The 24,364-nt window shown below is 68.3% G+C and carries 28 protein-coding genes; 15 read left to right on the forward strand and 13 right to left on the reverse strand.

Annotated features, from left to right (window positions below; translation table 11 throughout):
• Window positions 1–93: 93 nt before the first annotated feature.
• The 13 genes from hisB to phnN all read left to right on the forward strand — a co-directional run bounded on the left by hisB (window position 94) and on the right by phnN (window position 10,113).
• Complete coding sequence (hisB, locus tag J0J01_RS29980) at window positions 94–657, forward strand: imidazoleglycerol-phosphate dehydratase HisB (protein ID WP_296387327.1); 564 nt, start codon at window positions 94–96, stop codon at window positions 655–657.
• A 5-nt stretch (window positions 658–662) separates the two neighbouring features.
• Window positions 663–1,304 (forward strand): imidazole glycerol phosphate synthase subunit HisH, encoded by a 642-nt coding sequence (gene hisH, locus J0J01_RS29985; RefSeq protein ID WP_296387300.1) that lies wholly within the window; start codon window positions 663–665, stop codon window positions 1,302–1,304.
• A gap of 18 nt (window positions 1,305–1,322) precedes the next feature.
• Window positions 1,323–2,132, forward strand: a complete 810-nt coding sequence (locus J0J01_RS29990; protein WP_296387301.1) for a glycoside hydrolase family 25 protein — start codon at window positions 1,323–1,325, stop codon at window positions 2,130–2,132.
• Window positions 2,132–3,265: an aromatic ring-hydroxylating dioxygenase subunit alpha gene (locus J0J01_RS29995; RefSeq protein WP_296387302.1), complete on the forward strand. Its 1,134-nt coding sequence runs from the start codon at window positions 2,132–2,134 to the stop codon at window positions 3,263–3,265. The genes J0J01_RS29990 and J0J01_RS29995 overlap by 1 nt, the downstream gene beginning before the upstream one ends.
• Before the next feature lie 35 nt (window positions 3,266–3,300).
• Window positions 3,301–3,732 (forward strand): DUF1772 domain-containing protein, encoded by a 432-nt coding sequence (locus J0J01_RS30000; protein WP_296387303.1) that lies wholly within the window; start codon window positions 3,301–3,303, stop codon window positions 3,730–3,732.
• A 69-nt stretch (window positions 3,733–3,801) separates the two neighbouring features.
• The gene (gene phnG, locus J0J01_RS30005; RefSeq protein ID WP_296387304.1) at window positions 3,802–4,269 is read left to right on the forward strand and encodes a phosphonate C-P lyase system protein PhnG; all 468 of its coding nucleotides are present in this window, start codon (window positions 3,802–3,804) and stop codon (window positions 4,267–4,269) included.
• Window positions 4,266–4,850: a phosphonate C-P lyase system protein PhnH gene (phnH, locus tag J0J01_RS30010; protein ID WP_296387305.1), complete on the forward strand. Its 585-nt coding sequence runs from the start codon at window positions 4,266–4,268 to the stop codon at window positions 4,848–4,850. Before phnG ends, phnH begins: the two co-directional genes overlap by 4 nt.
• 3 nt (window positions 4,851–4,853) lie before the next feature.
• Window positions 4,854–5,942, forward strand: a complete 1,089-nt coding sequence (locus J0J01_RS30015; RefSeq protein WP_296387306.1) for a carbon-phosphorus lyase complex subunit PhnI — start codon at window positions 4,854–4,856, stop codon at window positions 5,940–5,942.
• 3 nt (window positions 5,943–5,945) lie between these two features.
• On the forward strand, window positions 5,946–6,776 hold the full coding sequence (locus J0J01_RS30020; protein WP_296387307.1) for an alpha-D-ribose 1-methylphosphonate 5-phosphate C-P-lyase PhnJ: 831 nt from the start codon (window positions 5,946–5,948) through the stop codon (window positions 6,774–6,776).
• Complete coding sequence (phnK, locus tag J0J01_RS30025) at window positions 6,773–7,546, forward strand: phosphonate C-P lyase system protein PhnK (RefSeq protein ID WP_296387308.1); 774 nt, start codon at window positions 6,773–6,775, stop codon at window positions 7,544–7,546. Before J0J01_RS30020 ends, phnK begins: the two co-directional genes overlap by 4 nt.
• A 2-nt stretch (window positions 7,547–7,548) precedes the next feature.
• Window positions 7,549–8,271 (forward strand): phosphonate C-P lyase system protein PhnL, encoded by a 723-nt coding sequence (gene phnL, locus J0J01_RS30030; RefSeq protein ID WP_296387309.1) that lies wholly within the window; start codon window positions 7,549–7,551, stop codon window positions 8,269–8,271.
• A complete protein-coding gene (locus tag J0J01_RS30035) occupies window positions 8,268–9,407 on the forward strand; it encodes an alpha-D-ribose 1-methylphosphonate 5-triphosphate diphosphatase (RefSeq protein ID WP_296387310.1) in 1,140 nt (379 codons plus the stop codon). Before phnL ends, J0J01_RS30035 begins: the two co-directional genes overlap by 4 nt.
• A 115-nt stretch (window positions 9,408–9,522) precedes the next feature.
• Complete coding sequence (gene phnN, locus J0J01_RS30040) at window positions 9,523–10,113, forward strand: phosphonate metabolism protein/1,5-bisphosphokinase (PRPP-forming) PhnN (RefSeq protein WP_296387311.1); 591 nt, start codon at window positions 9,523–9,525, stop codon at window positions 10,111–10,113.
• Here phnN and J0J01_RS30045 read toward each other — a convergent pair.
• From J0J01_RS30045 to phnC, 5 genes are read right to left on the reverse strand one after another with little or no spacing between them, the layout of a single operon-like run.
• Complete coding sequence (locus J0J01_RS30045) at window positions 10,043–10,777, reverse strand: DUF1045 domain-containing protein (RefSeq protein WP_296387312.1); 735 nt, start codon at window positions 10,775–10,777, stop codon at window positions 10,043–10,045. The two genes, phnN and J0J01_RS30045, sit on opposite strands and share 71 nt — an antisense overlap.
• On the reverse strand, window positions 10,774–11,631 hold the full coding sequence (phnE, locus tag J0J01_RS30050; RefSeq protein ID WP_296387313.1) for a phosphonate ABC transporter, permease protein PhnE: 858 nt from the start codon (window positions 11,629–11,631) through the stop codon (window positions 10,774–10,776). Before phnE (J0J01_RS30050) ends, J0J01_RS30045 begins: the two co-directional genes overlap by 4 nt.
• Window positions 11,631–12,515, reverse strand: a complete 885-nt coding sequence (phnE, locus tag J0J01_RS30055; RefSeq protein WP_296387314.1) for a phosphonate ABC transporter, permease protein PhnE — start codon at window positions 12,513–12,515, stop codon at window positions 11,631–11,633. The genes phnE (J0J01_RS30050) and phnE (J0J01_RS30055) overlap by 1 nt, the downstream gene beginning before the upstream one ends.
• Before the next feature lie 36 nt (window positions 12,516–12,551).
• Window positions 12,552–13,466: a phosphonate ABC transporter substrate-binding protein gene (phnD, locus tag J0J01_RS30060; protein ID WP_296387315.1), complete on the reverse strand. Its 915-nt coding sequence runs from the start codon at window positions 13,464–13,466 to the stop codon at window positions 12,552–12,554.
• 25 nt (window positions 13,467–13,491) lie between these two features.
• Entirely contained in the window at window positions 13,492–14,295 is an 804-nt protein-coding gene (gene phnC, locus J0J01_RS30065; RefSeq protein ID WP_296387316.1) for a phosphonate ABC transporter ATP-binding protein, read from the reverse strand.
• Window positions 14,296–14,523: 228 nt separating this feature from the next.
• On the opposite strand from phnC, the gene J0J01_RS30070 reads away from it, so the two are divergent.
• The gene (locus J0J01_RS30070) at window positions 14,524–15,501 is read left to right on the forward strand and encodes a tripartite tricarboxylate transporter substrate binding protein (protein WP_296387317.1); all 978 of its coding nucleotides are present in this window, start codon (window positions 14,524–14,526) and stop codon (window positions 15,499–15,501) included.
• 48 nt (window positions 15,502–15,549) lie between these two features.
• Here J0J01_RS30070 and J0J01_RS30075 read toward each other — a convergent pair whose 3' ends face one another.
• The 8 genes from J0J01_RS30075 to J0J01_RS30110 form a co-directional block, all read right to left on the reverse strand.
• The gene (locus J0J01_RS30075) at window positions 15,550–15,852 is read right to left on the reverse strand and encodes a GIY-YIG nuclease family protein (RefSeq protein WP_296387318.1); all 303 of its coding nucleotides are present in this window, start codon (window positions 15,850–15,852) and stop codon (window positions 15,550–15,552) included.
• 59 nt (window positions 15,853–15,911) lie between these two features.
• Window positions 15,912–18,737 (reverse strand): DNA translocase FtsK, encoded by a 2,826-nt coding sequence (locus J0J01_RS30080; RefSeq protein WP_296387319.1) that lies wholly within the window; start codon window positions 18,735–18,737, stop codon window positions 15,912–15,914.
• Window positions 18,738–19,943: an aminotransferase class I/II-fold pyridoxal phosphate-dependent enzyme gene (locus tag J0J01_RS30085; protein ID WP_296387320.1), complete on the reverse strand. Its 1,206-nt coding sequence runs from the start codon at window positions 19,941–19,943 to the stop codon at window positions 18,738–18,740. It lies immediately after the preceding gene.
• 131 nt (window positions 19,944–20,074) lie between these two features.
• Window positions 20,075–20,284: a hypothetical protein gene (locus J0J01_RS30090; protein WP_296387321.1), complete on the reverse strand. Its 210-nt coding sequence runs from the start codon at window positions 20,282–20,284 to the stop codon at window positions 20,075–20,077.
• A 121-nt stretch (window positions 20,285–20,405) separates the two neighbouring features.
• Complete coding sequence (locus tag J0J01_RS30095) at window positions 20,406–21,722, reverse strand: ammonium transporter (RefSeq protein WP_296387322.1); 1,317 nt, start codon at window positions 21,720–21,722, stop codon at window positions 20,406–20,408.
• 89 nt (window positions 21,723–21,811) lie between these two features.
• Complete coding sequence (locus J0J01_RS30100; RefSeq protein WP_296387323.1) at window positions 21,812–22,150, reverse strand: P-II family nitrogen regulator; 339 nt, start codon at window positions 22,148–22,150, stop codon at window positions 21,812–21,814.
• A 129-nt stretch (window positions 22,151–22,279) separates the two neighbouring features.
• Entirely contained in the window at window positions 22,280–23,527 is a 1,248-nt protein-coding gene (locus J0J01_RS30105) for an ammonium transporter (RefSeq protein ID WP_365738815.1), read from the reverse strand.
• 99 nt (window positions 23,528–23,626) lie between these two features.
• Entirely contained in the window at window positions 23,627–23,965 is a 339-nt protein-coding gene (locus J0J01_RS30110) for a P-II family nitrogen regulator (protein ID WP_296387324.1), read from the reverse strand.
• Window positions 23,966–24,059: 94 nt separating this feature from the next.
• On the opposite strand from J0J01_RS30110, the gene J0J01_RS30115 reads away from it, so the two are divergent.
• Window positions 24,060–24,364, forward strand: a 305-nt coding sequence (locus J0J01_RS30115) for a TorF family putative porin (protein WP_296387325.1), incomplete at its 3' end; no start/stop codon positions are given.

The following is a 24,364-nucleotide window of genomic DNA, read 5'->3' on the forward strand; positions in this document are numbered from 1 at the left end:
GTGAAGACCGCAGTCAAAAAGGGCTCGCTCAAGCCCGCGACACAGGAGCTGACGACCCCCGGAACGGGCGGTCGGCGGGCCTTCGTCGCGCGCATGACCAAGGAGACCCGCATCGCCGCCGCGATCAATCTCGACGGCACCGGCCAGTACGACATCAAGACCGGCATCGGCTTCCTCGACCATATGCTGGAGCAGCTCTCCCGCCACAGCCTGATCGACATCACGCTGCGCGCCGAGGGCGACCTGCACATCGACTATCACCACACGACCGAGGATTCGGGCATCGTGCTGGGCGAGTGCCTCTCAAAGGCACTGGCCGGCCGCGCCGGCATCCGCCGCTACGGCAGCGCCCTCATCCCGATGGACGAGACGCTGACCGAGGTCGCGCTCGACGCGTCGAACCGGCCGTACCTGATCTGGAAGGTAAACTTCTCCAAGCCCAAGCTCGGCACCATGGACACCGAGCTGTTCAAGGAATGGTTCCAGGCCTTCGCCCAGCTCGGCGGGCTGACGCTGCACGTGTGGAACCACTACGGCGAGAACAACCACCATATCGTCGAGAGCTGCTTCAAGGGCCTCGCGCGCGCCCTGCGCGTCGCCTGCGAAGTCGATCCGCGCCAGGCGACGGCGGTCCCGAGCACCAAGGGCGTCCTCTAGCTCCCATGACCGTCGCCATCGTCGATTACGGATCGGGCAACCTCCGATCCGCCGCCAAGGCTTTCGAGCGGGCCGCGCGCGAGGCCGGCACCAACGAGCGCGTGCTGGTGACCGCGAACCCGCGCGAGGTCGAGCAGGCCGATCGCATCGTGCTGCCGGGCGTCGGCGCCTTCGCCGACTGCCGCGCCGGACTCTATGGCGTGCCGGGCATGGTCGACGTCCTGCAGCGCGAGGTGATCGATAGAGGCAAGCCGTTCCTCGGCATCTGCGTCGGCATGCAGCTGATGGCCACGCGCGGCGTCGAGTACGGCATCCATGCCGGTTTGGACTGGATCGCCGGCGACGTGGTGCGCCTCTCGCCGGCCGGCGAGCATCTCAAGATCCCGCACATGGGCTGGAACGAGCTGACCGACCTCAAGCCGCACCCGCTGCTCGAAGGCATCGCCACGCGCGACCACGCCTACTTCGTGCATTCCTTCCAGCTCAAGGCGAGCGAGCCCGCGACCCTGCTGGCGACCACCGAGTACGGCGGCACGGTCACGGCCGTCGTCGGCCGCGACAATCTCGCGGGCACGCAATTCCACCCGGAGAAAAGCCAGGCCACCGGCCTGCGCCTGATCGCCAATTTCCTGCGCTGGAAGCCGTAGAGCGTCCTACAATCGGGCATGATCTCTCGCAGGAACGTTCTCTCCGGACTGGCTGCGTCGGTTACTGCAGGATGCGCCGCGCGCCGGACGCCACCCCCTCTTCCCGGTCAGTATCCCATCGCGCCGCCGCCGCCCGATCGCGCGACGCTGGGGCTGGACGCGGTGATCGACATCAGCCACGGCGTGACCGTCACCGACTTCCGCCAGGTTCGCCAGAGCAACATCCTGGGCGTCATCCATAAGGCGAGCGAAGGCGGCGACTACGCCGACGGGGCGTGTGCCGCACGACGCCCGCAGGCCGAGGCGGCGGGATTGCTGTGGGGCACCTATCATTACGGCACCGGGCAGTTCTCGGGCGCAGACCAGGCGGCGTTCTTCCTGGCGGCGTCACGGCCCGGCCCCCGGACCCTCCTCGCCCTCGACCTCGAGGCCAACGACAACAATCCGTCGAACTCCATGACGCTCGACCAGGCCGAAGACTTCGTGCGCACGGTGGCCCGGGCGACCGGCCGGCTGCCGGTCGTCTACACCCATCCGATCTGGGCCAACGGCGATCCACTGCCGGGATCCGGCCTCACCTTCGGCGCCCGCGTCACGCCCGCGTCCATTCTCGCGCGCTGCGGCCTGTGGGTTTCCGACTACCACGATTCGCCGGAAGTGCCGTTCGGCTGGGCCGCGAGCGGCTGGAAGCTCTGGCAGTATGCCGGCGACGAGAGCGCCGGCCGCCCCGCCTACAACCAGACCACCATCGTGCAGGGCGTCAGCCACTGCGATCGCAACCTGTTCAACGGCGACGCGACGGCTCTCCGTCAGTTCTGGGGTACTTGATGAGTAGGCTTCTCAATGACGTCGACCTGATCGACCGCATCCTGGCGCATGTCGACGGCCAGTCGACCGACAAGGGCACGGCGGTATGGCGCGAGCCGGTCGCGAACTACACCTCGCCGGAGCGCTTTGCCGCCGAGCTCGAGGTGATGCGCCGCGTGCCGATGGCGTTCTGCCCGTCGGCTGCCCTGCCGGAGGCGGGCTCGTACATCGCACGCACGACGGTCGGCACGCCGCTGCTGGTGGTGCGCGGCACGGACGGCATCGTTCGCGGCTTCCGCAACGCCTGCCGCCATCGCGGCATGAAGCTCGCGGACGGCGAAGGCTGCACGCGCGCCTTCGCCTGCCCCTATCACGCCTGGACCTACGGTCTCGACGGCACGCTGCGCCATATCCCCGGCGAAGAAGGCTTTCCGGGCCTGAGCAAGGACGAGCACGGCCTGGTGCCGGTGACGGTGCAGGAGAAGGGCGGCCTGGTCTTCGTGACGCAGGACGCGCCTTTGTCCGACGGTGCGCTGTCGGATGTGCCCGACCTGCTGCCCGCCGACTACGTCCTGTTCAACAGGATCGAATTCGACGACCAGGCCAACTGGAAACTGATCGGCGAGACCTCGATGGAGGGCTATCACATCAAGCCCCTCCACAATCGGTCCTTCTATCCCTACGGCTACGACAACCTGAACGTCGTCGAGCTGCACGGCCACAATTCGCGCATCGTCTTCCCGTTCCGCCGCATCGAGAAGCTGCGCCAGGTGCCGCGCGCGGAATGGCGCCTCCAGGGTCGCGTCACCGACGTGCATCAGCTGTTCCCCAACAGCCATGTCAGCTTCCTGTCCAGCCACGCGATGCTGATCATCCTGGAGCCGGTGACGCCCACGCAAACGCATTGGGTCGTCTACCAGCTCGCCCCGAGGATCAAGAACGGCCAGCCGCTCGACATCGAGGACGCCCGGCGCGACGCCAATTTCGTGCAGGATGCCGGCCTGACCGAAGACCGGCAGGCGGCCTGCGCCATCCAGGCCGGGCTGGCGGCAGGTGCCAACAGCCATTTCACCTTCGGCCACTACGAGCAGGCGATCGGCCACTTCCACCGTCATCTGACGGAGCACGTGCAAATGCTCGGAGCCCTGCCCTGAGCCAGGCGCGGTCGACCGCCCTGTTCGTCGCCATCATGGCGACGGCGCTCGCGCTTGGCCCGGCGCTCGCCCACCTGCTCGAGCTGCCGAACAAGATCGGCCTGCCGAAGGACACCTACTTCACGGTGCAGCAGATCTACCGGGGCTGGAACCTGCTGGGCATGGTGCTGATGCTGCAGTTGCTGTCGATCGTCGCCGTCATTCTGATGGCACGCGACGACCGCCGGCTGCGGATCCTCGCCACGATCGCCCTGCTCTGTCTCGCCGGTGCGCGGGTGTTGTTCTGGATCTTCACCTTCCCCGCCAACACCGCGACCGTGAACTGGACGACTCAGCCGGACAATTGGGAGACGCTGCGGCAGCACTGGGAATACTCCCATGCCGCCGGCGCGCTGCTGCAGCTCACGGGCATGGTGTGTCTGGTGCTCGGTTCGCTCGGGGATAACCGGCCGCGGCTGTCACAGTAAGTTCACGCGACTCGAAAAGAGTCGTAACGCGACCTTCTCATGGTGCGCCCGTCTCGAGGCGTACCCCCAATGTTCAAGACATCTCCCGACGCAGCGCAGGAACGGCGCCAGCGATGGCTTTCTGTCCTCGCAAAGGCATCCGAAGACCGCCTGGAATCCCTGTGGAAGGAGCTGGGCCCCGCGCCCGCCTACAACGTGTTGCGCCGTCCCGAGATCGGGCTGGTCATGGTGCAGGGCCGCATCTCGGGCTCCGGCGCGCCGTTCGCCGCCGGCGAGATGACCGTGACTCGCGCCGCCGTTCGCCTCGACGGCGGGCAGCTCGGCATCGGCTATGTCGGCGGCCGCAAGCCGCGGCAGGCCGAGCTGGTCGCCGCCCTCGACGCGATGGGCCAGACGCCGGAGTGGCAGCAGAAGATCGAGGCCGAGGTCGTGGCGCCGCTCGTCGCCGAGGCCGAGGCCCGCCGCCGCCAGCGCGCCTCCCAAGCCGCCGCCACCAAGGTCGATTTCTTCACCGTGGCCCGCGAGGCCGGCACATGACCGATTTGGCTCGCGGCCTGGCCGATCCCGCGCACGATGCGCAGCGCCTGTTCCGCGCCGTGCTCGACGGCTTCTCCCATCCCGGCCGCATCGTCGCGCTGCCGCAAGCGCCGGCCGGCGTCGGGCCGCTCAGCGCCGCGGCGACGGCGTTCGTGCTGACGCTGGTCGATCGCGACACGCCGCTGTGGCTGGCGCCCGCCTTCGACCGCGACGCGGTGCGCGATTTCGTGCGCTTCCACACCGGCGCCCCGATCGTGGCGCGCGAGGCCGAGGCGCTGTTCGCCCTGCTGACGCCCGATCGTGCGGCGACGCTCGACGGCTTTGCGATCGGCAGCGATCCCTATCCCGACCGCTCGGCGACGCTGATCGTCGAGGTGCCGTCGCTGTCGACCGGGCCGGAACGCTTCCTGCGCGGCCCCGGCATCCAGAGCCGCACGACCGCCCGCGTCGATGGCCTGCCCGACTCGTTCTGGAGCGAATGGAAGGCCAACAACGCCCTCTTCCCCTGCGGTGTCGACGTCGTCCTCACCGCCTGCTCCGAGCTGCTGGCGCTGCCGCGCGGCATCGTCGTGGAGGCCTGACCGATGTACGTCGCCGTCAAGGGTGGTGAGACCGCGATCGCCCATTCGATCGACCTGCTGGCCGACCGCCGCCGCGGCGATCGGACCGTGCCCGAAGTCACCCTGCAGCAGATCGACCAGCAGCTCTCGCTCGCGGTCGACCGCGTGATGACCGAAGGCTCCTGCTACGACCGCGAGCTCGCGGCGCTGGCGATCAAGCAGGCGCGCGGCGACCTGGTCGAGGCGATCTTCCTGCTGCGCGCCTATCGCACGACCTTGCCGCGCTTCGGCGACACCCTGCCGATCGACACCAGCCGCATGGTCGCCGAGCGGCGCATCTCCTCGACCTTCAAGGACGTGCCGGGCGGCCAGGTGCTGGGCCCGACCTTCGACTACACCCATCGCCTGCTCGACTTCGCGCTGATGGCCAACGGCGAGACCGCGGCCGCGCCGACGGCGCCGGTCGACGCGTCGCGCGATCTCCCGCGCGTCGGCGACATCCTGGAGCGCGAGGGCATGCTCGAGCCGCCGCCCGCCGGCGACGGCGCGCCGGCGCAGGACATCACGCGCCAGCCGCTCACCCTGCCGGCGGCGCGGCCGGTGCGATTGCAGAACCTGACGCGCGGCGACGAGGGTTTCCTGCTGGCGCTCGCCTATTCGACCCAGCGCGGCTACGGCAACAACCATCCCTTTGTCGGCGAAATCCGCTTCGGCGCGGTGCCGGTGTCGTTCGTGCCCGAGGAGCTGGGCTTCGACATCGAGATCGCCGAGATCGAACTCACCGAATGCGACATGGTCAACCAGTTCGCCGGCAGCCACGACATCCCGCCGCAATTCACCCGCGGCTACGGTCTCGCCTTCGGCCACGCCGAGCGCAAGGCGATGTCGATGGCGCTGGTCGACCGCGCCCTGCGTGCCCAGGAGCTCAGCGAGCGCGCCAACTCGCCGGCCCAGGACGAGGAGTTCGTGCTGGCGCATTCCGACAGCGTCGAGGCCTCGGGCTTCGTGCAGCACCTCAAGCTGCCGCATTACGTCGACTTCCAGTCCGAGCTGGTGGTGGTGCGCGCGCTCCGCGCCGAGGTCGAGGCAAGAGTGCAGCAGGCGGCGGAGTGACCCATGCCGGACGGCGCCTACAACTACGCCTATCTCGACGAGCAGACCAAGCGGATGATCCGCCGCGCCATCCTGAAGGCGGTGGCGGTGCCGGGCTACCAGGTGCCGTTCGGCGGCCGCGAGATGCCGCTGCCCTACGGCTGGGGCACCGGCGGCATCCAGGTGACGGCGGCCATCATCGGCCAGGACGATACGCTGAAGGTGATCGACCAGGGCGCCGACGACACGACCAACGCCGTGTCGATCCGCCGTTTCTTCGCCCGTGTCGCCGATGTCGACACCACGACGAGGACCGAAGAGGCGACGATCATCCAGACGCGCCATCGCGTGCCGGAAACACCGCTACAGGAGGGCCAGATCCTGGTCTTCCAGGTGCCGATCCCCGAGCCCTTGCGCATGCTCGAGCCGCGCGAGACCGAGACACGCACCCTGCATGCGCTCTCCGAGTACGGTGTGATGCAGGTCAGCCTGTACGAGAGCATCGCGCGGCACGGCCGCATCGCCAAGACCTACAACTACCCGGTGCTGGTGAACGGGCGCTACATGATGAGCCCCTCGCCGATCCCGAAGTTCGACAACCCCAAGCTCGACCGCAATCCGGCGCTGCAGCTCTACGGCGCCGGCCGCGAGAAGCGCATCTACGCCGTGCCGCCCTACACGCCGGTCAAGAGCCTCGACTTCGACGATCACCCGTTCGAGATCGAGACGTGGGAGCAGTGCTGCGCGCTGTGCGGCTCCAAGGCGTCGTTCCTCGATGAAATGATCGTCGATGACGAGGGCCAGCGGCTGTTCGTCTGCTCCGACACCGACTATTGCGAGGAGAGACGGAAGTGAACAGCCCGCTTCTCTCCGCGCGCGGCGTCACCAAGCGCTTCGGCAGCCGGCTCGCCTGCTGCAACGTCAGCTTCGACCTGTGGCCCGGCGAGGTGCTGGGCGTGGTGGGCGAATCGGGCTCGGGCAAGACCACGCTACTGAATTGCCTCGCCGGCCGGCTCGCGCCGGAGGCGGGCAGCGTCGCCTACGAGACCGCGTCGGCCGGCACCGTGGACGTGCATTGCCTCAGCGAAGCCCGCCGCCGCCTGCTCGCGAGAACCGAATGGGGCTTCGTGAACCAGGACGCCCGCGAGGGTCTGCGCATGGGCGTCAGCGCCGGCGCCAATATCGGCGAGCGGCTGATGGCGATCGGCGCGCGCCATTACGGCAACATCCGGCAGACGGCGTCCGACTGGCTCGACCGCGTCGAGATCGAGGCGGATCGCCTCGACGACCGGCCGACCACCTATTCCGGCGGCATGCGCCAGCGCCTGCAGATCGCCCGCAACCTGGTGAGCGAGCCGCGGCTGGTGTTCATGGACGAGCCGACCGGCGGCCTCGACGTCTCGGTGCAGGCGCGCATCCTCGACCTGCTGCGCGGGCTAGTCGACCGCTTCCATCTGTCGGCGGTTCTGGTGACGCACGACTTGGGCGTGGCGCGGCTGCTGACCCACCGCCTGATGGTCATGCAGGGCGGCGTGGTGGTCGAGGAGGGCCTGACCGACCAGGTGCTCGACGATCCGCAGCACGCCTACACCCAGATGCTCGTCGCTTCGATCCTGCCGGTGTGACCATGCTTCCGATGCTCCGTGTCTCCGGCCTCCAGAAATCCTTCGTGATGCATGCACGAGGAACGGTAGGGGACGACCTCGCGCTGCCGGTGCTGAAGCATGTCGGCCTCGACGTCCGGCCGGGTGAATGCCTGGCGCTGGTCGGGCCGTCGGGCGCCGGCAAGAGCACGCTGCTGCGTTCGCTCTACGGCAACTACCGCCCGCAGGCGGGCTCGATCCAGGTGCGCCATCGCGACGACTGGGTGGAGTTGGTCGATGCCGAGCCGCGCGTCATCCTCGACGTGCGCCGCCACACCATGGGCTTCGTCAGCCAGTTCCTGCGCGTGATCCCGCGGGTCGGCGCGGTCGATGTCGTAGCCGAGCCGATGGTACGGCTGGGCGCCGACCTCACGGAGGCGCTGCGCAAGGCGGAGTTCCTGCTCGGCCTGCTCGGCATCCCCGAGCGGCTGTGGGCGCTGCCGCCCGCGACCTTCTCCGGCGGCGAGCAGCAGCGGGTCAACATCGCGCGCTCGCTGATCGCCGACTATCCGATCCTGCTGCTCGACGAGCCGACCGCGTCGCTCGACCAGGCCAACCGCGACGGCGTGATCGACCTGATCCGCCAGCGGCGCGAGGCGGGCACGGCGATCGTCGGCATCTTCCACGACGTGGCGGCGCGCGAAGCGATCGCTACCCGCCTTCACAACGTGGCCCTGCCCACGTCCCAAACAGGGGTCGCCGCATGACCGAGACCATCTTCACCAATGGCCGCATCGTCACGGCCGATGCCGAGTTCGACGGCACCGTGGTGGTCCGCGGCGGCCATATCGCCGACGTCCAGCGCGGCCGCTGTCAGGCGACCAGCGCGCTCGATCTCGAGGGCGACGTGCTGATCCCCGGCCTGATCGAGCTGCATACCGACAATATGGAGAAGCACTTCTCGCCCAGGCCCGGCGTGAAGTGGCCGGCGGTGCCGGCGGTGATGGCGCATGACACCCAGATCGCCGCCGGCGGCATCACCACGGTGTTCGATTCGCTGTCGCTGGGCGACGTGCGCGGCGACACCGACCGGGTGAAGAACCGCACCCGCATGGTCGAGGCGATCTGCGAGGTGAGCGAGCGCCGCATGACCCGCGCCGAGCACCGCCTGCATCTGCGTTGCGAGGTCACACCCGACGACGCGGTCGAGGCGGTCGACACGTGGATCGACCTGCCGCTGGTCGGCCTGCTGTCGATCAACGACCACACGCCGGGGCAGCGCCAGTTCCTCGATCCGGACAAGCTCAAGGAATACTACATGGGCAAGTACCTGATGACCGAGCAGCAGTTCGGGGAATTCCACATCCGCTCGCTCGACCTGCACCAGCGCAACGCGGCGCGCCATCGCCAGGCCATCGTGTCGCGCGCCCAGGCCCGCGCCCTGCCGCTTGCCAGCCACGACGATGCCACCGCCGAGCATGTGTTCGAAGCCGTGCGCAACGGCATGACCATCGCCGAGTTCCCGACCACCTGGGAAGCGGCACGCGCCTCGCGCGACGCCGGCCTCGCGGTGCTGGTCGGCGCGCCCAACCTGGTGCTGGGCGGCTCGCACTCCGGCAACATCGCAGCGATCGACCTGATCCGCGCCGGCCAGGCCGACATCCTGTCGTCCGACTACGTGCCGGCCAGTTTGGTCGAGGGCGTGTTCAAGCTGCCGCGCGAGGCCCAGATCGACCTGGCGCAGGCGGTACGCCTCGCCTCGCTCAACCCGGCCCGCGCGGTCGGCCTCGCCGACCGCGGCGAGATCGCTGCGGACAAGCGCGCCGACCTCGTCCGCGTGCGCCAACTCGGCGACGCCCCGATGGTCCGCGCGGTGTGGCGCGAAGGCGAGCGCGTGGTGTGATGCCGCCTGTCGTCCTGAGCGCAGCGAAGGACCTGATTGCGGTCGTGACGCGAAGAACGGCGGCGTACGGGACGAAGCGCCATGAGGTCCTTCGCTTCGCTCAGGACGACAGATAGTGGGTCCCCTCGTCTACGTCATGGGCCCGTCGGGCGCGGGCAAGGATTCGGTGATGAATCGCGCCCGCGCGCTGCTGACGCCCGAGGCTTCGGTGTTCTTCGCCCATCGCTACATCACCCGGCCGGCCGATTCAGGCGGCGAGAACCATGTCGCGCTGACCCCGGCGGAGTTCGCGCTGCGCCGCGAGCGCGGGCTGTTCGCCTTCGACTGGCAGGCGCACGGCAATCGCTATGGCATCGGCTGCGAAATCGACATCTGGCGCGGATCGGGGCTGACCGTCGTGGTCTCGGGCTCGCGCGAGCATTTCCTCGCCGCCGACGGCCTCGACCAGGACACTCATCCGGTGCTGATCACGGCGCCGCCGCAGCGGCTGGCCGAGCGGCTCGCGGCGCGCGGACGCGAGGACAGCGGCGCCGCGACCCTGCGGCTGGGCCGAGGTGCCGCCTACGAGATCGCCGATCCGCGGCTGGTCACGATCGTCAACGACGGCGCGCTGGAGGCGGCCGCGCAGGCCTTCGTCAGCTTGCTCGCCAGACTTCGCCATGCACCAGCCGCCCGCCGCCGAGCCGGTAGCGCGCCAGCATCGTGAAGGCCCGGTCGGGCGCCGACTGACGAAACACGCAGAGATCGCGCACCGGCAAGGGCCGGTCGACCAGGTTGGCGAAGCGCGGCCGCAGGATGTTCATCACCGCCGTGCGCTCGCCCTCGTCGGTCAGGCGGCCGGTCAGGGTGAGGTGGAAGCGCCATTCCTCGAGCACGTAGGGATAGCCCCAGCGCAGCAGCAGCTCGTCCTGGCGCGGCGACAGGCCGTTCAGGCGGCGGCGCGCCAGCTCCTCGTCGCCCGCCGGCCGGCGGAACTCGTCGAACTCCACGACGCAGCGATCGGCGAGATCCTGCAGCTCGGGCGAGCGCTGGGTCGGCACCAGGGCGAGGAAGTCCGACAGCGCGGTCAGCATCAGCGACGGCGCGGTGACGGTGCGCTGGGTCGCGGCGAAGCGGCCGACGGCGGCGAGGAAATCGGCCTCGGTGACGTCGTCGATCAACGCCATCGGCGGCTTCAGCGTGCCGTGGAAGCCGTAGCGCCGCGGCTCGGCGGTGATCGCCACCAGGCGCTCGGGGTCGATGCCGGACGAGGCCGGCAGGGCGCGCCCGCGGCTGCCGTTGGGGCTCCAGCCGAGCCACTGGTTGGCGGCGACGGAGAGGGCTTCCTCCGGACGCGGCGCGTAGTACAGGGCGTAGCGCGGCAGGGTCACGCGAGCCGAGCCCGGCGGCCGATCAGGGCGAAGCGAAGCTGGTTCGACACGACATCGATCGCCGCCACCGCCACCAGGATCAGCAGGATGATGAACGAGACCTGCTGCAGCTCCAGGGTGCGGATCGCCTCGGCGAGATGCAGGCCGATGCCGCCCGCGCCGACGATGCCGATGATGGTCGCCGAGCGGGTGTTGGATTCGAAGAAGTACAGGACCTGGCTCGCGAGAACGGGAAAGACCTCGGGCAGGATGCCGAAACGGATGCCGAGGACGGCGCCGCCGCCCGAGGCGACGATGCCCTCGCGCGGCTTGCGGTCGACCGCTTCGATCGCCTCGGAGAACAACTTGCCGAAATTGCCGATGTCGGAAGTCATGATTGCCAGCACGCCCGCGAACGGCCCGAGCCCGACCACGTTGATCCAGATCAGCGCCCAGATCAGGATATCGACGCTGCGGATGATGTCGAGCGAGCGCCGGGTGAAGAAGCGCAGCACGCGCTGCACCGTCACGTTGCGCGCCGCCAGCAAGGCGATCGGCAGCGCGATGACCGCCGCCAGGAGAGTGCCGAGGAAGGAGATGGCGATCGTCTCCATCAGAGACAACAGGTAGAGCCGGACATGCGCCCAGTCGCCGGGACTGGGCGGCATCATCAGGACGGCGATGTCGCCGAGCTTGTCGATGCCGCCGATGAGCTTCGCGCCGAAGAAGCCGAGCTCGGCCATGGCGGCGACCAGCAGAATGACCGCCGCGGCGCCGGCCAGCATCAGGACCTGGCGGTCGCGCGCCGGCGGGCCGAAATAGTGCGGATGGCGGCTGCGGATCGCGGCCGTGTCGACCTTCATGCGCCCGGCCATCAGTGGCGCTCCTCCATGCCGATCAGCCGGTGCCGCGCCATCGAGGTCAGCGTGTCGATCACCGCGACGGTGACCACGATCATCAGCAGGATGGCGGAGACGTCGGAGTAGTAGAACTTGCGGATCGCCTCGATCAGGTCCATGCCGATGCCGCCGGCGCCGACGAAGCCCATCACCGCCGCCTCGCGCACGTTGATCTCGAAGCGCAGCAGGCTGTAGCTCACGAAGTTGGACAGGGTCTGCGGCAGCGCGCCGTAGCGCATCGCTGCCGTCCAGTGCGCGCCGGTGGCCGACACGCCCTCGACCGGCTTCATGTCGATGTTCTCGACCACCTCGGCGAACAGCTTGCCGAGCGCCCCCAGCGTGTGGATCGCCATGGCCAGCACGCCGGCCAGCGGCCCCAGCCCGAAGGCGATCACGAACATCAGGGCGAAGACGAGCTGCGGCACGGTGCGGCAGAGCTCGCAGAAGCGGCGCACGAGCAGGCGCAGCCAGGGTCGCGGTGCCACGTTGGCCGCGGCCAGGAACGCCAGGAAGAAGGCGCCGATCGCGCCCAGCGCCGTGCCGACATAGGCCATCAGCAGGGTCTCGCCGAGCAGCCGGAGCCAGCGGGCCGCGCCCCAGTACCATTCGACCGGATCGGCCCAGACCCAGGCGCCATTGTCGAGATGGAACAGCCGCCAGATGTAGCTGGTGAAGTTGCCCAGGTTGCCGAAGAACTTCGCGAGGTCGACCTCGGCCGACACCGACGACAGCCCGATCGCCGCGACGATGCAGGCCATGACCAGCAGCGAATGGAAGCGCCGGCTGCGGACTGCGGCGTCGTACGACGCCAGCAGCGGCCGCAGCTGGGCTTCCGGCAGATGAACGACCGGCGACGCCACCTTAGTTTGCCTGATCTTGGCGTTATCCGAGGTCGATCAACTCTTCTGCTTGCGAAGTGAGTCGATGAACTTGATCAGCTCGACGACGCCTTCGTAGTACTTGGCGTCGGCCGGGATGAACTCGCGGTCCTTGCCGTCCGAGAGCCTGTCGAAGGCCGCCTTGTTCCTGGTCGGCGCCTCCTGGAAGGCCTTCCAGATCGCCGCCTTCAGGTCGGCCGGCATGTCGGCCAGGTAGGCGTAGGGCGAGTTCGGGATCAGCTCGGATTTGGAGATGATCCGGAAGTCCTCCTTCTTGGCCAGGCCCTTGGCGACCATGCGGGTGAGGTTCGAATCATCCTCGGCGTTCCACCAGTTGGCGGCGATGTCGACCGTCTTTTGCTGCAGCGCGATGACCGCGTTCTCGTGGCTGCCGGTGTAGGTGACGTGCGCGAAGAACTGCTCCGGCGCAATCTTCAGCTTGTTGAGCACGAAGCGCGGCACGTTGTTGCCCGAAGTCGAGTTCGGATCGACGAGGCCGAGGTTCTTGCCCTTGAGATCCTCGATCGTCTTGTACGGGCTGTCGGCGCGCACGTAGAACACCGAGTAGTAGCCGACCGTGCCGTCGTTGTTCTTGGTGGTGCAGAACGGCTCGACCTTGACGCCGGTGACGACGGCGCGGCTGTAGGAGGCCGGGCCGTAGCCTGCGAGATGGATCGAGCCGTTGCGCTGGCCCTCGATCACCGCGGCGTAGTCGTTGGCGACGCGCAGCGTCACCTTGGTGCCGAGCTCCTTGGAGAGATACTCGACGAACGGCGCATAGCGCTCGGTCACACCCGAGGCGTTCTCGGCCGGCACCACCGCCAGCACCAGCTCGGGATACTTCGACTTCCAGGCCTGGGCGCGGGCGGCGCCGGCCACGACGGTCGTGCCGACGGCGAGCGCCGTGCCGAGCATCTGTCGACGGTTCATCATTGCGAATTCTCCTTGTGCTGACGGGTCAGTTGGCGATGGCGAGGCCCGGCGCCGGCACGAGGTCGGGCCGGCTTTCGGGGCCGAGCACCTCGCCCGATTCGAGGCCATAGAGGTCGCGCGCCACGCTGTCTGTGAGCGCGGCCGGCACGTCGTCGAACACCAGCCGGCCGGCGGCGAGGCCGACCAGGCGGTCGCAGTACTTGCGCGCGAGATCGAGGCTATGGAGGTTGCACATCACGGTGATGCCGAAGTGCCTGTTGATGTGCTGCAGCGCGTCCATCACCACCTGAGTGTTGCGCGGGTCGAGCGAGGCGATCGGCTCGTCGGCGAGGATGATCTCGGGCTCCTGGATCAGCGCTCTCGCGATCGCCACGCGCTGCTGCTGGCCGCCCGACAGGGTGTCGGCGCGCTGGCCGGAGAGGCGGGCCATGTCGAGGCCCTCGAGCGCCGAGAGGCCCATCGCCTTCTCGTCATGGGTCCAGAGCTTGAGCAGGGCGCGCCACAGCGGCGCATGGAAGGCGCGGCCCATCATGACGTTGGTCAGCACGTCCAGCCGGCCAGCCAGATTGAACTGCTGGAAGATCATGGCGCAGCGGGCGCGCCATTGGCGCAGCTCGCGGCCCGTGAGCCGGGTGACGTCGGCGCCTTCGAAGAAGATGCGCCCTTCGCTGGGGTCGTTCAGCCGGTTGATCATGCGCAGCAGGGTCGACTTGCCCGAGCCCGACTGGCCGATCACGCCGACCATCTGGCCCTTCGGCACCACCAGCGAGATGCCGTCGACGGCGCGCTTGTCGCCGAACTTCTTCACAACGCCGTCCAGCCGCAGCATGCCAACACCCCGGGAAACGCGCCCCCTGCGCTGCCTACCGGCTGCACGCTGCAGCGAGGCGACGGTTCGGTTACAGAAATGAGTCGCAGTGGATAGAAGTGGATAGGCGCGTCCGCCCCGCGGCCCGCCAAAATTGCATATTGCAGCGCGGTTATCTTCCGGGGTCGATGCGACGCCGAGCAGCCTCTGGCATTCTCGCTGCTCGAGAGGGGCTCCGAGGACCTGCCGATGACGCGACCATTTTCCCGCCGCGCGCTGATGACCGCGGCCGCAGCACTTGCCCTGCCCGGCGGCGCGGCGGCCCAGGCCTGGCCCAACAAGCCGGTCCGGCTGGTCGTGCCCTTCTCGGCCGGCGCCGGCATCTCCGACATCCTGGCGCGGCTGATCGGCCAGCACCTCAGCACCGCGCTCGGCCAGCAGATGGTGATCGACAACCGGCCGGGCGCCGGCGGCAATCTCGGCGCCGACATCGTCGCCAAGGCCGCCCCCGACGGCTACACGGTGCTGCTGGGCAGCTCGTTCCTGGCGGTCAACGCTTACCTCTATGCCCAGACGCCGTTCGATGCGCTGGCCGACTTCGCGCCGGTGAGCAGCGTCGCCATCAACCCGCTGCTGCTGGTCGTCCATCCCTCGGTGCCGGCGAGGTCGGTCGCCGAGCTGGTGGCGCTAGCCAAGGCCAAGCCCGGCCAGCTCAACTACGGCTCGGGCGGCATCGGCAGCACGCCGTTCCTCGCCACCGAGCAGTTCAAGGCCCGGGCCGGGATCGACATCACCCACGTGCCCTACAAGGGCGGCGCGCCAGCGCTCGCCGACCTCGCGGCCGGCCAGCTCTCGATGATGATCGAGAACATGCCGGGTACGATGCCGTTCGTGCGCTCGGGCAGGATGCGCGCGCTCGCCATCACCAGCCGCCAGCGCTCCAGCCTCGAGCCCGAGCTGCCGACCATGATCGAGGCCGGCGTGCCCGACTACGAGATGATCGGCTGGAACGGCTTCTTCTTCCCCAAGGGGACGCCGGCCGAGATCGTCACCCGCCTGCAGGCCGCGCTGGTGGGCGTGTTGGCCAAGCCCGAGGTGAAGGAGCAGCTCGTCGCGATCGGCGCCGAGGGCGTCGGCGACAGCCCGCAATCCTTCGCCGCCTTCTTCAAGAACGAGACGACCCGCTGGGGCAGGCTGATCAAGGACCTCGGCATCAAGCCGGAGTAGATCTGCCGGAAGCAGGAACAACTGTCGTCCTGAGCGAAGCGAAGGACCTCATGGCGCGTGATCCATTGTAGGCATGAGCTCCTTCCATTCCGGGTTCGCCGCACGGACCAGCTCGTTCTTACGAATCCGCTTCCAACCTTTGAGCTGCTTCTCTCGCGCGGTTGCTTCTTCGATCTGCTCGAATTCTTCGGCATAGACGAGCTTCGTGACCCTGTACTGCTTCACGAACTCGCTGCCTTTGCCCAGGCGATGCTCTGTAACTCGTCGACCGAGATCGTTCGTCACACCGATGTACATCGCGCTCAGCGAGCTGCTGGTCATGATGTAGACCCAGTATCGATGCTCCTTCATGCGCGGTATTCCGATTGACGCGGCATGAGGTCCTTCGCTTCGCTCAGGACGACAGAGGGTTATCGGGTCCGGTCGTCGATGTCGCGGGCGAGGACCTCGCGCTTGCCGACGTGGTTGGCGGCGGTGACCACGCCCTCCTTCTCCATGCGCTCGACGATGCGGGCGGCGCGGTTGTAGCCGATCTGCAGGTAGCGCTGGATGAAGCTGGTCGAGCACTTGCGCTCGCGCGCCACCAGGGCGATCGCCTGGTCGTAGAGCTGGTCGCTCTCGCCCTCCTCGCCGCCGCCCTCGCCCGGGACGCCGCCTTCCTCGCCCTCGGGATCGTCGGTGACCGATTCGATGTAGGCCGGCGCGCCCTGCGCCCGCAGGTGCCGCACGACCTCCTCGACCTCGCTGTCCGACACGAAGGGCCCGTGCACGCGCGCGATCTTGCCGCCGCCGGCCATGTAGAGCATGTCGCCCTGGCCCAGGAGCTGCTCGCCGCCCTGTTCCCCTAAGATGGTGCGGCTGTCGATCTTCGACGTGACCTGGAAGGAGATGCGGGTCGGGAAGTTGGCCTTGATGGTGCCGGTGATGACGTCGACCGACGGCCGCTGCGTCGCCATCACGACATGGATGCCGGCGGCGCGCGCCATCTGCGCCAGGCGCTGCACGGCCGCCTCGATCTCCTTGCCGGCGACCAGCATCAGGTCGGCCATCTCGTCGATGATCACCACGATGAAGGGCAGCGGGTCGAGATCGATCTCCTCGTCCTCGAAAGTCGGCCGGCGGGTCTCGGGATCGATGCCGGTCTGCACCTTGCGGATCAGCGGCACGCCCTTCTTGCGTGCCTCGCCGAGCTTGTCGTTGTAGCCCGCGATGTTGCGCACGCCCTGGGCGCTCATGGCGCGATAGCGGTCCTCCATCTCGCGCACCACCCACTTCAAGGCGACGATCGCCTTGCGCGGCTCGGTGACGACGGGCGTGAGGAGATGCGGGATGTCCTGGTAGACGCTGAGCTCCAGCATCTTGGGATCGATCATGATGAAGCGGCACTTGTCCGGCGGCAGCCGGTAGAGCAGCGACAGGATCATGGTGTTGACCGCCACCGACTTGCCCGAGCCGGTGGTGCCGCCGATCAGGAGATGCGGCATGCGCGCGAGGTCGGCGATCACCGGATCGCCGCCGATATCCTTGCCCAGCGCCAGCGGCAGGCCGAGCCGGTTGTCCTCGTAGTTCTTGGTCGACAAGAGTTCGCGCAGGAACACCGTCTCGCGCTTGGCGTTGGGCAGCTCGATGCCGATCACGTTGCGGCCGGGCACGGTCGCCACGCGCGCCGACACGGCGCTCATCGAGCGGGCGATGTCGTCGGCGAGGCCGATGACGCGGCTCGCCTTGGTGCCGGGCGCGGGCTCGAGCTCGTAGAGCGTGACCACCGGGCCGGGCCGCACCTTCACGATCTGGCCCTTGACGCCGAAATCCTCGAGCACGGTCTCGAGCAGGCGCGCATTCTGCTCCAGCGCGCTCTCGTCGATCTTGGGCTCGCTCTTGACCCGCGACGGCAGCGACAGCAGGTCGAGCGGCGGCAACTGATAATCGTTGCCGCCGAGATTGAGCTCGCGCTGGCCGCCCTTGGCGGCGCGCTTGCCCTGCGCCGCGCTGTTCTTGCGCGGCACGATCTTGACTCCGGGCGCCGGTGCGGCGGCCGCCGGCTGGTCGGCGAGCAACGCGTCGGGCGTGAAGGGATTCTCGTCGCCCTCCTCGGCCTCGACGAAGGCCTCGACCTCGGGCTCCTCGATCGGCGCCAGCGGCGGCGATGCGGTCCGGACCACCTCCTCCGGCAGTTGAGCGGCGGGCGGCGGTGCCGACGGGCGCAGGCGGCCGAGGATCGGCTCGATGCGCATGCCGCCGGCGAGGCGATCGAACAGGGTGCGCTCGGCCACCGGATCGGCCGCCCGATCGACCGCCAGATCGGCCCTCCAATCGGCAGGCGGCGGCCCGGCCGGATGCAAGGGCGCGGGCGCCGGCGGGATGTCGGGCGTCGGCCGCTCGATCGGCGCGTTGGGCGCGTCGACCATCAGCGAATCGCGCGGCGGCAACGGCGCGCCTTCGATCGGGATCTGCTCGAAGCGGGTGGTCTCGAAACGCGCGGGATCGTACTGGCTGGCGTCGATCTCGCCCGGAATCTCGGCATAGCCGAACTCCGGCGCCGGCGGCTCGCTTTCGTCGAACGGCTGCGGCCGGCCGCGCCACAGGCCGACGCCGGCGCGGAACAGCCAGCCGCTCCAGACGAACGGTGCGCGCAGGATGCGGAAGATCAGCGGCAGGTCGGTCCGGTTCATGCCCAGCGCCGGCGCCATGGCGATGAAGGCGAGCGCGGCGCACACCGGCTCGATCAGCGCCAGGCTGCCGCCGCTGGAATGGGTCAGCACGATCTCGCGGAAGCGGCCGACCAGCGCCAGGCCCACGAGACCGCCCGGGCCGGTATGGGTCGCCGCACCGCCGACGTCGCCCAGGCCGACGCAGGCGACGCTCATCATCAAGAGCGCGGTCAGCAGCAGCGAGAGCCGCAGCCCGAAGAAGCCGAGATGATGGGTACGCAGCATGCGCACGCCCCAGGTGATCAGCGCCACCGGCACCAGCACGATGGCGAGGCCGAAGGTCTGCAGCAGCACGTCGGAAACGTACGCGCCCGGCAGGCCGAGCAGGTTGTTGGGCGCATTGCCGGTGGCGTGGTTGAGCGAAGGATCGGCGGTGCTGAAGGTGAAGATCGCCATCAGCATCATCATGCCGACCGCCGAGATCGCCACGCCGACCAGCTCCATCAGGCGGCGGCGCAGGAAGTCGCGCCCGCCTTCCGGCAGGATCGTCGTCTTGTGAGAGCCGGCGATCCCGAGGTTCGCCATCTAGAGCACCGCAGCGAGGCGGCTGAGGCCTTCCCGCGTGGTCTTCTCGTCATGCACCAGCGCCACCCGGATGTAGCGCTCGGCGGTGTTGATGCCGTCGGTCTCGCGGCAGGCATAGCTGCCCGGCAGCACCTTCACGTGGGCGTCGCGCCACAGCTTGCAGGTCGCCTCCTCGCCGTTGCCGACATCGAGCCACAGGAAGAAGCCGCCGCCCGGCGTGTAGTAGCCGAAGCGGTTGTGCAGGATCTGCTCGGCGATCTTGAAGTTCTTGGCGTACCAGTCGCGCGTGGCGAGCGGATGCGTCTCCTCGCGCCACAGGGCGGCCGCCGCCTTCTGGACGGCGAAGGGGATCTGCGGCCCGCCGTAGGTCCGCCAGCGCAGCACCATCGCGACCAGCCTGGGATCGCCGGCGACGAAGCCTGCGCGCAGGCCGGCGGCGTTCGAGCGTTTGCTGAGCGAATGGAAGACCGTGAGGTTGCGGAACGGATCCTGGCCGCCCGTGTCGTCGATCTCCAGCGCCGCCTCGAGTGCGCCGGGCGGCGGCTCGCCGGTGTAGATCTCGGCATAGCACTCGTCGACCGCCAGCACGGCGTCGTGCTTGCGGCAGAGGCGCAGCAGGTTCTGCAGGTAGGCCTTGCTCGCGATCGCACCCTGCGGATTGGCCGGCGAGCAGAGATAGACAACGGTGATCCGCTGCCACGTCGCCTCGTCGATCGCGTCGTAGTCGGGCAGGAAGCCGTTGGATTGCGGCGCGTTGACCAGCAGCGGCTCGGCGCCCGACAGCACCGCGCCGCCGAGATAGGCCTGGTAGAACGGGTTGGGCAGCGCCACGACCGGCTTCTGGCCGTTCTTGGTCTGCGGCGTCGCCACCGTCGAGATGATGTAGACGCCTTCCTTGCTGCCCGCGGTCGGATGGACGTGGCGATTGGCATCGAGCAGGCCGGCCGGCAGCTTGTAGCGGCGGGTCAGCCAGGCGCACATCGCCTCGTTGAGCTCGGGCAGGCCGGCATTGGGGGGGTAGCGGTTCCAGCCGTCGATCTCGTCGTTGACGATCTGGCGGGCGAAGGCGGGCATCGCGCCCTGCGGCTCGCCGACCGACATGTTGATCATCGCGAGGTTCGCCGGCGGGGTGATCGGCGCCAGGAGCGTGTTCAACCGCGCGAACGGGAAATCGGTCAACGTCTCGGTGAGACGCGGATTGAACATTTATGCCTTCCGTTGGGCCCACACGGCCGGACAGCACCTTGAAGCCGCCGGGAGGGGGTCCAGGCAGCGCGGCTGATACACATCTTAAGGGACAAATAAGTCAATCACAACAAAGCAATAGACCGCACTCTTCACAGGTCGAGGCGCCCGTAGTGCCGGAACCGGGCGGCGACGCCGGGCTCGAGCTGCTGGGCGCGGGCGACGTCGGCGTCGCCGCGGGCACCGTCGCCGGCCCGGCGCCGCGCCACCCCCCGGCCGTTGAAGGCATTGGTGAAGTTGGGGCGCAGCCTGAGCGCCTCGGTACAGTCGGCGACCGCCGGTTCGAGCTTGTCGAGCGCCACTTCCGATCAGCAGCGGCTGACATGGGAGGCGACGAACTGCGGATCGATCCGCGGCGCCCCGTCGTAGTCGGCGATCGACCGGGCGAACTCGCCCTTGGCCTGCAGGGCGTTGTTGCGCGCGCTATTGCACCCTTTCGCCGTGCAGCGCCGTGTCGAGGCCCTCGGTCTCCTCGTCGCGCGTGACGCGCAGCCCGATCATGACATCGACGATCTTGAGGATGATCCAGGTCACCGCAGCCGAGAACACGCCGATCGCCAGCACGCCGTAGAGCTGGGTCAGCACCTGCCCGCCATGGCCATCGACCAGGCCGACTGCCTGTCCCTTGTTCACATCGTTGATCAGCTTTGTGGCGAACACGCCGGTCAGGATCGTGCCCAGGATGCCGCCGACGCCGTGTACGCCGAACACGTCGAGCGAATCGTCGTAGCCCAGCCGCGTCTTCAGGATCACCGACGCCCAGTAGCAGACCGCGCCGGCCATCAGGCCGATCACCATCGCCGCCCACGGCTCGACGAAGCCCGATGCCGGGGTGATGGTGCCGAGCCCCGCCACCGCGCCCGACAGGATGCCGAGCACCGAAGGCTTGCCGCGGCTCGACCATTCGATCGACATCCAGACCAGCGCCGCCACCGCGGCGGAGATGTGGGTGTTGAGCATGGCGTAGCCCGCGAGCTCGCCCGAGGCGAGCGCCGAGCCGGCATTGAAGCCGAACCAGCCGACCCACAGCAGCGAGGTGCCGACCAGGGTCAGCACCAGGTCGTGCGGCGCCATGTATTCGTGGCCGTAGCCCAGCCGCTTGCCGAGCACCAGCGCACAGACCAGGCCCGCGATGCCGGCATTGAGATGCACCACCAGGCCGCCCGCGAAGTCGAGCACGCCGGCCTGGCCGAGGAAGCCGCCGCCCCACACCCAGTGCGCCACCGGCACGTAGACGAAGATCAGCCACAGCGCCATGAACCACATCATCGCCGAGAACTTCATGCGCTCGGCGAAGGCGCCGGCGATGATGGCCGGCGTGATGATGGCGAAGGTCGCCTGGTACATCAGGAAGACGTTCTCGGGGACTGTCTTGGCCAGCGCATGCGTGCTGCCGCCGAGCCCCGTGCCGAAGGCGCGGCCGAGCGTGCCGATCACGCCGTTGAGCCCGCCGCCGTCGGTGTAGGCGAGCGAATAGCCGAAGGCGAACCACAGCACGGTCACCAGCGCCGCCACGGCGAAGGCCTGCACCGACGTCGCCAGCACGTTCTTCTTGCGCACCATGCCGGCGTAGAACAGCGCCAGGCCGGGGATGTTCATCATCAGCACCAGCGCCGTAGCGATCAGCAGCCAGGCGGTGTCGCCGGTATCGATGGTGGGCTTGTCGGCGGCCGATGCCGCCGTCGTCAGCAGGAACGCGAACGCAAACGGCGCCACACGGCGCACCCCCGACTTCGGCATTTGTCCCCCGTATCTTTGTAAAATTATAGCCCAGCCCAACGGGGGCGCGTAGCGCCTGCCGTGTGGATCAAACGGGGGCCGAAATCGTCCTAGAGGGCGTTCGAGCCCGTCTCGCCGGTGCGGATGCGCAGCGCCTGCTCGACCGGGGTGACGAAGATCTTGCCGTCGCCGATCTTGCCGGTGTGGGCGGCCTTCTGGATGGCCTCGACGGCGCGCTCGACCTGGCTGTCGTCGACCACGATCTCGATCTTCACCTTGGGCAGGAAGCTCACCAGGTACTCGGCGCCACGATAGATCTCGGTCTGGCCCTTCTGGCGGCCGAAGCCCTTGACCTCGCTGACGGTCAGGCCGGAGACGCCCACGCCGGTCAGCGAATCACGCACCTCGTCGAGCTTGAACGGCTTGATGATGGCGGACACCAGCTTCATGGAATTGCTCCTCGATGGCTGCACACTAAGTCAGGCTCCGGCGAAAGGCCAAAGAAAATGGCCCGGCGGAAGGCCGCCGGGCCAAGGTCACGAGCCAGGGGAGGAAGGCTGGCCCTCTTATTGCCCCGCTTAGTGAACCGTCTCGCCGTGGAGATTGATGTCGAGGCCCTCGACTTCCTCCTCGGCGGTGACGCGCAGGCCGACGACGATGTCGACGAGCTTGAGGATGACGAAGGTCGCGATCGCGCACCACGCGATGCAGACCAGGCAGCCCCAAAGCTGGGTCAGGACCTGGCCGGCATTGCCGTCGATCAGGCCCTTCTTGCCGTCGCCGCCGATCGCCTCGACCGCGAACACGCCGGTCAGGATCGCGCCGGCAAAGCCGCCGATGCCGTGCACGCCGAAGGCGTCGAGCGAGTCGTCGTAGCCCAGGGCATGCTTGAGGCCGGTGGCGCCCCAGAAGCAGATCACGCCGGCGACCAGGCCGATGACCAGCGCGCCGGTCGGGTTGACGAAGCCCGAGGCCGGGGTGATCGCAACCAGGCCGGCGACCGCGCCGGAGACGATGCCGAGCACCGAGGGCTTGCCGCGGGTGATCCACTCGGCGAACATCCAGGCGAGCGCCGCCGCCGCGGTGGCGATCTGCGTCACTGCCATGGCCATGCCGGCATTGGTGCCGGCCGACACCGCGGAGCCGGCGTTGAAGCCGAACCAGCCGACCCACAGCAGCGAGGCGCCGATCACCGAGTAGACCAGGTTGTGCGGCGCCATGTTGTCGTGGCCGAGGCCCTTGCGCTTGCCGAGGACCAGCGCGCAGATCAGGCCGGCGACGCCGGCATTGATGTGCACCACCGTGCCGCCCGCATAGTCGAGCACGCCCCAGTCGCCGAGGAAGCCGCCGCCCCACACCCAGTGGGCGATCGGCGCGTAGACCACGACGGTCCACAGGCCCATGAACCACATCATGGCCGAGAACTTCATGCGCTCGGCGAAGGCGCCGGCGATCAGTGCCGGCGTGATGATGGCGAAGGTCATCTGAAAGCACATGAAGACCGATTCGGGAATCGTCTTGGCGAGATCGTGCACCGAATCGAGCGCCAGCCCCGCGAGGAAGACGCGGCTGTACCCGCCGATCACCGCGCTGCCCGGCGTGAAGGCGAGGCTGTAGGTCACGACCATCCAGAGGATGGTGACGAGGCAGGTGACAGCGAAGCTCTGCATCACCGTGGCGAGCACGTTCTTCTTGCGCACCATCCCGCCGTAGAACAGCGCCAGGCCCGGAATGGTCATCATCAGGACCAGCGCGGTCGAGGTCAGCATCCAGGCGGTGTCGCCAGTGTCGAGCTTGGGCTTCTCGTCGGCCGCCCATGCCGCCATCGGCAGGAAGGCAGCGCCGGCCACCCCAAGGCCGGTCGCGAAATCGCGGAACTTGCGGATCATTGGTACCTCTTCGAGTCTCTGCTTGGATATTGGGCGTTACAGCGCTTCGACGCCGGACTCGCCGGTGCGGATGCGGATCGCCTGGTCGATGCCATAGACGAAGATCTTGCCGTCGCCGATCTTCCCCGTGCCGGCCGACTTGGAGATCGTCTCGACCGCGCGATCGACGAGGGCGTCGTCGACGACGACCTCGATCTTCACCTTGGGCAGGAAGCTCACGGCGTACTCCGCACCGCGATAGATCTCGGTCTGGCCCTTCTGGCGGCCAAAGCCCTTCACTTCACTGACCGTCAAGCCCTGGATGCCGAGCGCGGTCAGCGCGTCGCGCACGTCGTCCAGCTTGAATGGCTTGAAGATCGCCATGACCATTTTCATTTGATCTCGCCCCTTGGAACTGAAGCCGCGTGAATCGGCCCGTCCGTCGCGGAGCAAGCACCGTGCCAATCCCCCCAATTCGGTGTGAATTCCGATGGCACACGCATTGCTTGTGCATTTACCGGAGATGCAACAAGCAAAATTGGGGACCATACCAATGCTCAGGAAGATTGCCGCACTCGCCGGTCTGCTCGCTTTTTGTGCGACCGTTGCCCAGGCGGAAGAAGACAAGCCTGTGTGGAAGGCGCCGTTCGGAGGAACGTTCACGGCAGGGGCCGCTTTCATCACCGACTATTCGTATCGCGGCATTTCGCAGACCCAGCGCCAGGTCGCCTTCCAGCCGACCCTCACCTACGAGACGCCGACGGTCAGCGAGAAGGTGCCGCTGTCGGCCTATGT

Source organism: Reyranella sp. (assembly GCF_017305915.1).
Taxonomy (GTDB): Bacteria; Pseudomonadota; Alphaproteobacteria; order Reyranellales; family Reyranellaceae; genus Reyranella.

Coding starts and splice junctions, on each gene's coding strand:
- hisB (WP_296387327.1), top strand. CDS start 94: ATGACCAAGGAGACCCGCATCGCCGCCGCGATCAATCTCGACGGCACC.
- hisH (WP_296387300.1), top strand. CDS start 663: ATGACCGTCGCCATCGTCGATTACGGATCGGGCAACCTCCGATCCGCC.
- J0J01_RS29990 (WP_296387301.1), top strand. CDS start 1,323: ATGATCTCTCGCAGGAACGTTCTCTCCGGACTGGCTGCGTCGGTTACT.
- J0J01_RS29995 (WP_296387302.1), top strand. CDS start 2,132: ATGAGTAGGCTTCTCAATGACGTCGACCTGATCGACCGCATCCTGGCG.
- J0J01_RS30000 (WP_296387303.1), top strand. CDS start 3,301: ATGGCGACGGCGCTCGCGCTTGGCCCGGCGCTCGCCCACCTGCTCGAG.
- phnG (WP_296387304.1), top strand. CDS start 3,802: ATGTTCAAGACATCTCCCGACGCAGCGCAGGAACGGCGCCAGCGATGG.
- phnH (WP_296387305.1), top strand. CDS start 4,266: ATGACCGATTTGGCTCGCGGCCTGGCCGATCCCGCGCACGATGCGCAG.
- J0J01_RS30015 (WP_296387306.1), top strand. CDS start 4,854: ATGTACGTCGCCGTCAAGGGTGGTGAGACCGCGATCGCCCATTCGATC.
- J0J01_RS30020 (WP_296387307.1), top strand. CDS start 5,946: ATGCCGGACGGCGCCTACAACTACGCCTATCTCGACGAGCAGACCAAG.
- phnL (WP_296387309.1), top strand. CDS start 7,549: ATGCTTCCGATGCTCCGTGTCTCCGGCCTCCAGAAATCCTTCGTGATG.
- J0J01_RS30035 (WP_296387310.1), top strand. CDS start 8,268: ATGACCGAGACCATCTTCACCAATGGCCGCATCGTCACGGCCGATGCC.
- phnE (WP_296387313.1), bottom strand. CDS start 11,631: ATGGCCGGGCGCATGAAGGTCGACACGGCCGCGATCCGCAGCCGCCAT.
- phnD (WP_296387315.1), bottom strand. CDS start 13,466: ATGATGAACCGTCGACAGATGCTCGGCACGGCGCTCGCCGTCGGCACG.
- phnC (WP_296387316.1), bottom strand. CDS start 14,295: ATGCTGCGGCTGGACGGCGTTGTGAAGAAGTTCGGCGACAAGCGCGCC.
- J0J01_RS30070 (WP_296387317.1), top strand. CDS start 14,524: ATGACGCGACCATTTTCCCGCCGCGCGCTGATGACCGCGGCCGCAGCA.
- J0J01_RS30075 (WP_296387318.1), bottom strand. CDS start 15,852: ATGAAGGAGCATCGATACTGGGTCTACATCATGACCAGCAGCTCGCTG.
- J0J01_RS30080 (WP_296387319.1), bottom strand. CDS start 18,737: ATGGCGAACCTCGGGATCGCCGGCTCTCACAAGACGACGATCCTGCCG.
- J0J01_RS30085 (WP_296387320.1), bottom strand. CDS start 19,943: ATGTTCAATCCGCGTCTCACCGAGACGTTGACCGATTTCCCGTTCGCG.
- J0J01_RS30095 (WP_296387322.1), bottom strand. CDS start 21,722: ATGCCGAAGTCGGGGGTGCGCCGTGTGGCGCCGTTTGCGTTCGCGTTC.
- J0J01_RS30100 (WP_296387323.1), bottom strand. CDS start 22,150: ATGAAGCTGGTGTCCGCCATCATCAAGCCGTTCAAGCTCGACGAGGTG.
- J0J01_RS30105 (WP_365738815.1), bottom strand. CDS start 23,527: ATGGCGGCATGGGCGGCCGACGAGAAGCCCAAGCTCGACACTGGCGAC.
- J0J01_RS30110 (WP_296387324.1), bottom strand. CDS start 23,965: ATGAAAATGGTCATGGCGATCTTCAAGCCATTCAAGCTGGACGACGTG.